6 protein-coding genes and 4 pseudogenes are annotated in these 8,836 nt (G+C 53.7%); 7 read left to right on the forward strand and 3 right to left on the reverse strand.

Translation table 11 applies throughout. From position 1 onward, the window contains the following. The 4 genes and pseudogenes from CINSTRO3249_RS09535 to asmA form a co-directional block, all read left to right on the forward strand. Nucleotides 1-247 (forward strand): integrase core domain-containing protein (locus tag CINSTRO3249_RS09535; protein WP_143146887.1); only part of this gene is annotated, 247 nt, incomplete at its 5' end. Nucleotides 248-286: 39 nt separating this feature from the next. After that, nucleotides 287-361 (forward strand): annotated as a pseudogene (locus CINSTRO3249_RS16600) (uridine kinase); the annotation flags it as partial. A gap of 80 nt (nt 362-441) precedes the next feature. After that, nucleotides 442-1,015 (forward strand): annotated as a pseudogene (gene dcd / locus CINSTRO3249_RS09540) (dCTP deaminase). A gap of 45 nt (nt 1,016-1,060) precedes the next feature. Continuing rightward, the gene (asmA, locus tag CINSTRO3249_RS09545; RefSeq protein WP_074013110.1) at nt 1,061-2,866 is read left to right on the forward strand and encodes an outer membrane assembly protein AsmA; all 1,806 of its coding nucleotides are present in this window, start codon (nt 1,061-1,063) and stop codon (nt 2,864-2,866) included. A 472-nt stretch (nt 2,867-3,338) separates the two neighbouring features. On the opposite strand, the pseudogene CINSTRO3249_RS09555 reads toward asmA, so the two are convergent. From CINSTRO3249_RS09555 to CINSTRO3249_RS09560, 3 genes and pseudogenes are all read right to left on the reverse strand, one after another. After that, a pseudogene (locus CINSTRO3249_RS09555) lies at nt 3,339-4,663 on the reverse strand (oligosaccharide flippase family protein). A gap of 151 nt (nt 4,664-4,814) precedes the next feature. Next, a complete protein-coding gene (locus tag CINSTRO3249_RS17210; protein ID WP_217265386.1) occupies nt 4,815-5,006 on the reverse strand; it encodes a hypothetical protein in 192 nt (63 codons plus the stop codon). Then, nucleotides 4,958-5,701 carry a polysaccharide pyruvyl transferase family protein gene (locus tag CINSTRO3249_RS09560; protein WP_371441377.1) on the reverse strand — a complete coding sequence of 248 codons (744 nt, stop codon included), beginning with the start codon at nt 5,699-5,701 and terminating at the stop codon, nt 4,958-4,960. Before CINSTRO3249_RS09560 ends, CINSTRO3249_RS17210 begins: the two co-directional genes overlap by 49 nt. A gap of 63 nt (nt 5,702-5,764) precedes the next feature. Here CINSTRO3249_RS09560 and CINSTRO3249_RS09565 point away from each other — a divergent pair, with 63 nt between their 5' ends. From CINSTRO3249_RS09565 to CINSTRO3249_RS09575, 3 genes and pseudogenes are all read left to right on the forward strand, one after another. Continuing rightward, nucleotides 5,765-6,460: a CidB/LrgB family autolysis modulator gene (locus tag CINSTRO3249_RS09565; protein ID WP_074013113.1), complete on the forward strand. Its 696-nt coding sequence runs from the start codon at nt 5,765-5,767 to the stop codon at nt 6,458-6,460. An 83-nt stretch (nt 6,461-6,543) separates the two neighbouring features. After that, entirely contained in the window at nt 6,544-7,473 is a 930-nt protein-coding gene (gene cdd, locus CINSTRO3249_RS09570) for a cytidine deaminase (RefSeq protein ID WP_074013114.1), read from the forward strand. Between the two features lie 144 nt (nt 7,474-7,617). Then, nucleotides 7,618-8,709 (forward strand): annotated as a pseudogene (locus CINSTRO3249_RS09575) (NAD-dependent malic enzyme); the annotation flags it as partial. Nucleotides 8,710-8,836: the final 127 nt, after the last annotated feature.

Genomic DNA, 8,836 nt, shown 5'->3' on the forward strand with positions numbered 1-8,836 from the left:
CGGCGACTCCTACGATAATGCGATGGCAGAGAGTATCAACGGGTTGTACAAAACGGAGGTTATCCACCGCGGGAGCTGGAAAAACCGGACGGAAGTGGAGTTGGCCACGCTGGACTGGGTGGACTGGGTGGACTGGGTGGACTGGTACAACAACAGAAGGCTGCTCGGGCGGCTGGGTTACATCCCTCCTACTGAAGCCGAAATGAACTATTACGCTTTGCAATTAGCATCAGAGGAAGCGGCGTAGTATTGCCAAAATTACTCTCTAATAAACTCGGGGTTATTCATTGTCCCGCGCGGCGGTAAAAACCGGATTGCTATCGACATTTTAAAAGCGAAAATCAGTCAGTTTCTCGAATAATTCCCGTGTAGTATTTGAGACCTGACCGGCTGCCGACCTAGCGGCAAGCCTACCATCACGCCCATATGGAGAGACAAGCGATGAGACTGTGTGACCGTGATATTGAAATCTGGCTGGATGAAGGCCGACTGGATATCGCGCCGCGCCCGCCGATAGAAAGGATTAACGGGGCGACGGTGGATGTGCGACTGGGTAACCAGTTTCGGGTTTTCCGGGGGCATACCGCGGCGTATATCGATCTCAGCGGGCCAAAAGATGAAGTGACCGCGTCGCTGGACCGGGTGATGAGCGACGAAATCCAACTCCCCGAAGGCGAAGCCTTTTTCCTGCATCCGGGCGAGCTGGCGCTGGCGGTCACCCTGGAATCGGTTACGCTGCCTGATGATCTGGCTGGACGGACGCTCCTCGCTGGCGCGTCTTGGTCTGATGGTACACGTGACCGCGCATCGGATCGATCCCGGCTGGCAGGGTAGAATCGTGCTGGAGTTCTATAATTCAGGTAAGTTGCCGCTGGCGCTGCGCCCCGGCATGCTGATAGGTGCCCTGAGCTTTGAACCTTTGAGCGGCCCCGCAGCCCGCCCCTATAACCGGCGCGAAGATGCCAAATACCGCAATCAGCAAGGCGCCGTGGCCAGCCGGATCGATAAGGACTGAATCGTCAGAGGCCTGTGGCATCGGGTGATAACGAAAGAGGACCGCATGAGAAGATTACTGACGACGCTGTTCATTCTACTGGTGGTAGTGGTGGCCGGGCTGACGGCTATGGTGGCGCTAATCAATCCCAACGATTTCCGCAGCTATATGATCACGCAAGTAGAACAGCGCAGCGGCTATCATCTGGCGCTGGAGGGTGATTTGCGCTGGCATGCCTGGCCGCAATTAAGTATTCTCGCGGGCCGTATGAAACTCACCGCCCCCGGCGCGTCGGTTCCGCTGGTTAGCGCGGAAAATATGCGCCTGGATGTGGCGCTATGGCCGCTGTTTTCTCATCAGCTTTCGGTGAAGCAGGTCATGCTGAAAGGGGCGGTGATAACCTTAACCCCCGACAGCGCGGCGCGGCGGCCCGATAATGCCCCTATTGCGCCGGCGGGGTCGCCGGAGCTTGAGGAAGGCAACGGCTGGTCGTGGAATATCGGCAGTCTGCAGGTCGCCGACAGTTTGCTTATCTGGCAGCGCGATACTAACGAACAACTTAATTTTCGCGATCTGAATTTGCAGATGAAACAGGACGATGCGCGCAAAGCGAGTGTTGAGTTCTCCGGCCGTCTCAATCGCGATCAGCGCGATTTGGCGGTTTCTCTCAACGGTAGTCTGGATCTGAGTCAATACCCGCGTCAGGTCAGCGCTCACATGGATAAATTCAGCTACAGACTGCGCGCGAGTGGCCTGCCTGAGCAGGGAATCGAGGGTGAGGGGGCGTTTAACGCCGATTTTTCCGCCGTGAATCAAACCTTGACGCTCGCGGGGTTAACCTTCAGCGCCAACGACAGCGAGTTAAGCGGACAGATAAGTGCCCGGCTGGGCGACGAGCCGGTATATCAACTTGATTTATCGGCGAAGACCTTAAATCTGGATACGCTGCTGGGGTTGCAGCCGCCGGCTAATGACAACGAGGCACGGGCACAAAGCCAAAACGCCGGTACCGGTCGACCGGTTATTGCCAACAGTGCCCTGACGGATAATGCTCTGTCCAATCTGAATGATTTTAGCGGACAACTCAATTTGAGCGCTCAGAACGTCATTTATCATGGCCTGACGATGACCGATCTGCAGGTGAAGGCGGACAACCGCCGCGGGCAGCTTACTTTGAACACCTTTGCCGGAAAGCTTGGCGAGGGGACATTTGATCTGCCCGGCACGTTGGACGCCACCGGTGCACAGCCGGTTTTCCATTTGCAGCCACAGTTTTCCCGGGTAGCCCTTGGCCCGCTGCTGAAAGCGTTCTCATTGCCCCAGACATTGACCGGCCAGCTCTCCCTGCAGGGCGAAGTGCAAGGACATAATTTCACCGCGACCGATTTCGCCCGCGCCTGGCAGGGTGAGGCCGCCATGACATTGGATAGCGCCAAACTGGAAGGGCTGAATATTTCGCAATTGATACAAAGAGCGGTAACGCGTACCAATACTAATGTGGCGGCCGAAGAGCGCGCCGAGCGTTATTCACAGGTACGCCAGCTTACCGCTAACGCCACCCTCAACCGGGGCAACCTGCGTCTTGACAATCTGGCGGGCGATTCACCATTGCTGGCGCTGACCGGTGACGGCACACTAAACATACCGGCACGCCAAAGCGATGTGAATCTGCAAATTCGTGTGCTAGAGGGGTGGAAAGGGGATCCGCAACTGGTGAGCATGCTCACTTCAACCGCTATCCCGCTGCGGGTGTACGGCTCCTGGGATGGGTTGAACTATCAACTAAATGTGGACCAGCTGCTGCGCAAACGCCTCGAGGATGAGGTTAAAAAACGGTTGAAGGAATGGGAAAGTCAAACCAGGAAAAAATAAGCAAGCAAGCCGGGGGGAGGGATGCTTAGCCGGGCGCGGTGAAAAATAAATCGGTGGGGGGTGCCCAAGCGGGCGCGGTGAAAAACAAATCAGTGGCGGAGATGCCTAAGCGGGCGCGGTGAAAAGGCAAATCGGTGGCGGAGATGCCTAAGCGGGCGCGGTGAAAAGGCAAATCGGTGGCGGAGATGCCTAAGCGGGCGCGGTGAAAAGGCAAATCGGTGGCGGGGGTGCTTAAGCGGGCGTGGTGAAAAGGCAAATCGGTGGCGGGGGGCCTAAGCGGGCGTGGTGAAAAGGCAAATCGGTGGCGCGGGTGCCTAAGCGGGCGTGATGCGCAAAATGCACGGCGCGGCTGCGGGTGATTACCCGCAGGAGTGATGGGGTGGAGGCTTGGCAGCGAGGTGCTGAACCGAAACGTTGGAAAATTATCACTGCGCGGTCAATAAAAACGCTGCCATAGGGCAGCGTTTTTCAGTTACAGACTGATGTAAAGTTGATAATAATTGACTAGATAAATTATCAGAGTGACGACAATCGTTGTCGGTACCCAGTTACGCAAGTAGGGTAAAAGTCCCACATCGACAATCGGCCTGATGAAAAAGGGATAAACCAGGAACGAAATGGTCACCTGCGAAATAGACAGTGCAGAGGCGATGACGAGGATATTTTTACTCATTAACGCCAATGCTAAGATCCCGAGCATCACGACGCCGGCAATGATATTCCAGTAGAATTCTATATGTGTTTTACCATTCGCCTGCGTAATGGCGCCGGTCAAGCCACCCATGGGCCTAAGAACACCAAGCAACAGCATATAAGGGATTAATACCGCTACCTGTTCATGGTGCGCGCCATAAAGGATCCTCACCACCGTCGGCGCAAAGATACCTATGATCAGAAAAAGCAATGCGCTTGAGGAACAAATTGCGAAGGTAGAGTTAAGATAAATCTTTTTCAGTTCACTTTCTGAACTCTGTTTCTCAGCAAAGCGGGGAAGGGCCAGGCGATTGATTACTGGCGTCAGCAATTTCAATGGTTGCAAAACCAGGTCTTTTGCCAGTGAATAAATCCCGAGCACTTCCGGGCCAAGGAATTTTGCCAACAGCAGGGAATCGGCCTGGGTACGAAATTGATTGATTATCTGAGAGCCCAACTGGAAGCTGCCATACTTCAACGCTGCCTTAAAAGTGACACCAGAAAATTCAAAGGTGGGATGCCATGTCTTTTCACTGAAAAAAAGCATGCAGATAAGTTTAATCAGAGCATTGGTAAACAGCCCGAGAATAACAGCTGCCGGCCGTAACGGCGTAAAATATAACAACGCGACCGTCAGTATGAAGGCGAACAGCTTGGAAAACATCTCGATACGTACAAGGAGAATGACTTTTTTGAGCTTGATGAAATGAGCCTGATACTGAGATAGACCGCCGAGAATCAGAAAATTGAGGCTGGTCAAAGCAATTAAGCCGGTTAATTCCGGTATTTTATAGAACAGTGCCAAAGGATAAGCCATCAGCACTAATAAGCCTGCTGTCATCGCACCTAACATTGCATTGCATTGACCCAGAAAATCGTGCTCTGTTCTTTACGTGTTATTTGTTGGCGATGGATAAGGTAGCTGCTCATACCCATGTCTTGTAAAACCATTGCAATAGCAAGTATAGAATTGATTATTGCGATAATTCCGAGCTCTCTGGCGCCTGTAGTCCTGGCCAGAACAGACAGCTGCAGTATTTGCATTAGCGAGGAAAAACATGTACCGCTAAAGAGCCAAATGGCCTGTTTCTTAATATCGCGCACTAAAGATTAACTCCCAATTGGCCGTAAGAACAACTCGCCTGCTCTAATTCTCATACCTGACGGGAAAAAAGGCCATGTATAAAATGTAAAAAAATCGCAAGCAGCGTACCCTAACCGGCCTGCAATACGGCAGACCGTTCGGGGTCATGACTCAAGCAGAAATTTTATTTAAAAGATCTTGGTTAATAATTCTGCCTTTATCTTGCTCCAGGGCGACGGCATTTCTAACCTGAAGTTCCAATGCAGCAATATCCTCCACCACATTGTGATATTTTACAATGAGTTGACCATTAATCAATTCATTGATATCAACAGCCAATTCTGGCAGTCCCAACTGCTGCATAATACCCAATGATTTTGTTCATAATTGATGGCAATCGCCGGCGTGCCGAAGTTCATTGAAATAATGGCAGAATGAAGCCGGGTGCCGATAGTCAATTGGCAATAGGAGAGCAATTCGCCCAGCTCGAGATCATTGAACTCGTCCATGATGACATGAAATTTATCAGGACTTTCCACAATATCCTTCATCTGCAGGGCGATCATTCGGTCATCATTGTGGTAGCTATCAATACCCGTGCAGGTTGAGAAGGCGATAACCTGTTTCCCCGAACGGGTGATTTCATTGATTAAATTAGCAAAAGCGGTCATGTACTCCTGCTGGGTGATGCCCAAACACTTGTCGAAAGGCGCCAGTTTGCGAAATGTCATCGCAATACTATCGGAAGCCTTGATAACCTCCCGCCAATGTTCAAGGGCGTAAGCGGAACGACTTTGGCTCAGTACTGGTTTGACCAGCCATGCCGTATCGATGCCCGCGATAACCTTATCTGTGGGTATCTGGCTTTTTTTCATGACATCCAGACTCATGTTTTCCCGCAAAATAAGCGCATCGACTTTTTTGAACACGTACCGAGCGACTTCATTGAAATTTTGCTTTTGGAAGGGACCCACGCTGTGCCCGACCATAAAGATGGGTTTGTTTGCCAAAAATGCGCACAACGCATGATCAAACTGATGGGTCGTAGTGGGGCTCAGTTCCCATTATGTGCACCGTGAGCGGCCGATCGCCGGCCAGCCACAGGACGCCGGAGACCGATAATGCTCCCCTCGCTTATTTGGTCGCTGCCGCTAACGCTCGGCGTTTTTTTCGCCTCCCGCCGTCTGGCCGGTTGGGCTCGCATGCCGCTATTGAATCCGTTGCTGGTGTCCATGGTAGTAATTATCGCGCTGTTGCTGGCGACCGACATACCCTATGAGCGCTATTTCGCCGGCAGCAAGATACTCAATGATTTGCTTCAGCCGGCGGTAGTGGCGCTGGCGTATCCGTTGTATGAACAGCTGCATCAGATTCGCGCACGCTGGAAATCCATCATCAGTATTTGCTTTGCCGGCAGTGTTACCGCCATGGTGAGCGGCGCCGCAATTGCGTTGTGGCTGGGCGTTTCGCCGCAGATGGCCGCCTCGATAATGCCGAAATCGGTGACCACCCCCATTGCCATGGCGGTTTCCCAGTCCATCGGCGGCATTCCCGCCGTGACGGCGGTTTGCGTCATCTTCGTCGGTATTCTTGGCGCGGTGTTCGGCCATAGTCTGTTCAAGCTGCTGCGGATATCCACCCGGGCGGCGCGCGGCCTGGCGATGGGTACCGCATCTCACGCGCTGGGCACCGCCCGCTGCGCTGAAGTGGATTTCCAGGAAGGGGCGTTCAGTTCGCTGGCGCTGGTCATCTGCGGCATCATCACGTCCCTGATTGCACCTTTTTTGTTTCCATTATTACTCAAATTATTCAGTTAATTGTTAACGATAAGATATCGATCGTAGTTAATCACGTTATCCCTGTTTACAATGATTGCCTGCCCAATGTACAGAGACCCCTTATGATTGCTCGTTTTGTACCGGCGCTGGCCGCGGTTAGCCCTGCGTTGCGCGCAGCACTAGCGCCGCTCATTGATCAGCACGACTTCGCCGGTTGGCTGAGCGCCGCTCAGGTTAAGCAACTTATGCAGGCCGGCGGCGTGGACGAGGACGCGTTGTGCTTCATGCTGCTGCCGTTCGCCGCTGCGTATGCCGTCACTCCGCTTTCCCATTTTGATGTCGGCGCTATCGCACGCGGCATCAGCGGTAATCTGTATTTCGGCGCCAATATGGAATTCGTCGCCGCGCCATTGCAGCAAACGGTACATGCGGAACAAAGCGCGATTGCCCACGCCTGGCTGCGGGGCGAGAAACGCCTGCGGGCGCTAACGGTTAACTATACCCCCTGCGGCCATTGCCGGCAGTTTATGAATGAATTGAACAGCGGCACCGATTTGATTATCTGCCTGCCCGAGCGTCCCGCCGCAACGCTCGGCAGTTATCTTCCCGATGCGTTCGGGCCGCGCGATCTTGCTATTCACAGCCTGCTGCTGGATGACATTGACCAGCCGTTCGCCGCGGCGGCCTGGCTGGACCATGGTCTGTCCGCATCCTCCCCCGCCGACAATGATCCTTTGCTCGGCGCGGCGCTGGCGGCTGCCAGCCGCAGCCATGCCCCCTACAGCCAAAGCCACAGCGGCGTTGCGCTACAAGGGCAGGATGGCCGCATCTACGCGGGACGCTATGCGGAGAACGCCGCGTTCAATCCCAGTCTGCCGCCGCTGCAGGCGGCGCTCATTCTGATGAACGCCGCGGGCGTCGATAACCGGCAAATAAAGCGGGCGGTATTGGCCGAGCGGCAAAATGCGTCGATAACGCAGTGGCCGGCGACCTGCGCGACTCTAGCCGCGCTGGGCTGCCACGAGGTACATCATCTCAGTCTTTCTCTGTAACCCATGACGCGTCGACAGTCCGGCAACAGGCGTATTCAACGGCGCGCAGTAAAAAATATATTACAACTCCGGCCGGACAATCACTGCCGTGATCTTTTATGCTGTTGCTACAGCCAACATTATCAGTAACGATGAGTGAAGAAAATGGAACTGGAATACGAAAGCAAACGTCCCCTGTATATACCCCATGCCGGCCCTATTCTGCTGGAATTCCCTTTGCTGAATAAAGGCAGCGCTTTCTCACTGGAAGAGCGTGACAATTTCAATTTGCAGGGTTTGCTGCCGGATACGGTGGAAACCATTGAGGAGCAGGCTGAGCGCGCCTGGCGGCAATACCAGGATTTTCGCACTAACATCGATCGCCACATTTATCTGCGCAATATCCAGGATACCAACGAAACGCTGTTCTATCGCTTACTCGCGGCTCATTTGGCCGAGATGTTGCCCATTATCTATACCCCGACCGTCGGCGACGCCTGCGAACGGTTTTCCGATATTTATCGCCGGGCGCGCGGCGTATTTATTTCTTATAATAACCGCGATAAAATTGAGGACATGCTGCAAAACGCCACCAAGCAAAATGTCAAAGTTATCGTGGTCACCGACGGCGAACGCATTTTGGGCCTGGGCGATCAGGGGATTGGCGGCATGGGCATCCCCATCGGTAAACTGTCGCTGTATACCGCTTGCGGCGGCATCAGTCCCGCCTATACGCTGCCGGTAGTGCTGGATGCCGGCACGAATAACCAGCAATTGTTAAACGACCCGCTGTATATGGGCTTGCGCCATCCGCGCATTACCGGTGAGCAATATGATGAGTTTGTCGATGCGTTTATTCAGGCGGTAAAACGCCGTTGGCCGAATGTCCTGCTGCAATTTGAAGATTTCGCGCAGAAAAACGCGACCCCGCTGCTTAACCGCTATCGCAGCGAACTGTGCTGCTTCAACGATGATATTCAGGGTACCGCCGCCGTCACGCTGGGCTGTCTGCTGGCCGCCAGCCGCGCCGCGGGTAAACGCTTACGCGATCAAAAGGTGGTGTTTCTGGGCGCCGGCTCCGCCGGTTGCGGTATCGCCGAACAGATTGTTGCGGAAATGCGCACCGAAGGTCTCAGCGAAGACGAAGCCCGCCGCCGGGTCCTGATGGTCGATCGCTTTGGTCTGCTAACCGACAAGCTGGCGAACCTGCTGGATTTCCAAAGTCGTCTGGTGCAACGGAGCGATAGCCTTAGCGATTGAATCACCCCGGATAAATTAGAGTCTATACTTTAAAAGTGGAGGTCTCTATGACAACGACCAAACGTTACTCTCCGGAAGTCCGTGAACGGGCAGTTAATCTAGTGCTGGAAACTCAGCATGAGCA

This window comes from Candidatus Sodalis sp. SoCistrobi (assembly GCF_900143145.1).
Taxonomy (GTDB): Bacteria; Pseudomonadota; Gammaproteobacteria; order Enterobacterales; family Enterobacteriaceae; genus SoCistrobi.

What these genes read in the sequence shown, in the direction of transcription:
- cdd (WP_074013114.1), top strand. Translation starts at nt 6,544, where the DNA reads ATGATTGCTCGTTTTGTACCGGCGCTGGCCGCGGTTAGCCCTGCGTTG.
- CINSTRO3249_RS17210 (WP_217265386.1), bottom strand. Translation starts at nt 5,006, where the DNA reads ATGCAGCAGTTGGGACTGCCAGAATTGGCTGTTGATATCAATGAATTG.
- CINSTRO3249_RS09565 (WP_074013113.1), top strand. Translation starts at nt 5,765, where the DNA reads ATGCTCCCCTCGCTTATTTGGTCGCTGCCGCTAACGCTCGGCGTTTTT.
- asmA (WP_074013110.1), top strand. Translation starts at nt 1,061, where the DNA reads ATGAGAAGATTACTGACGACGCTGTTCATTCTACTGGTGGTAGTGGTG.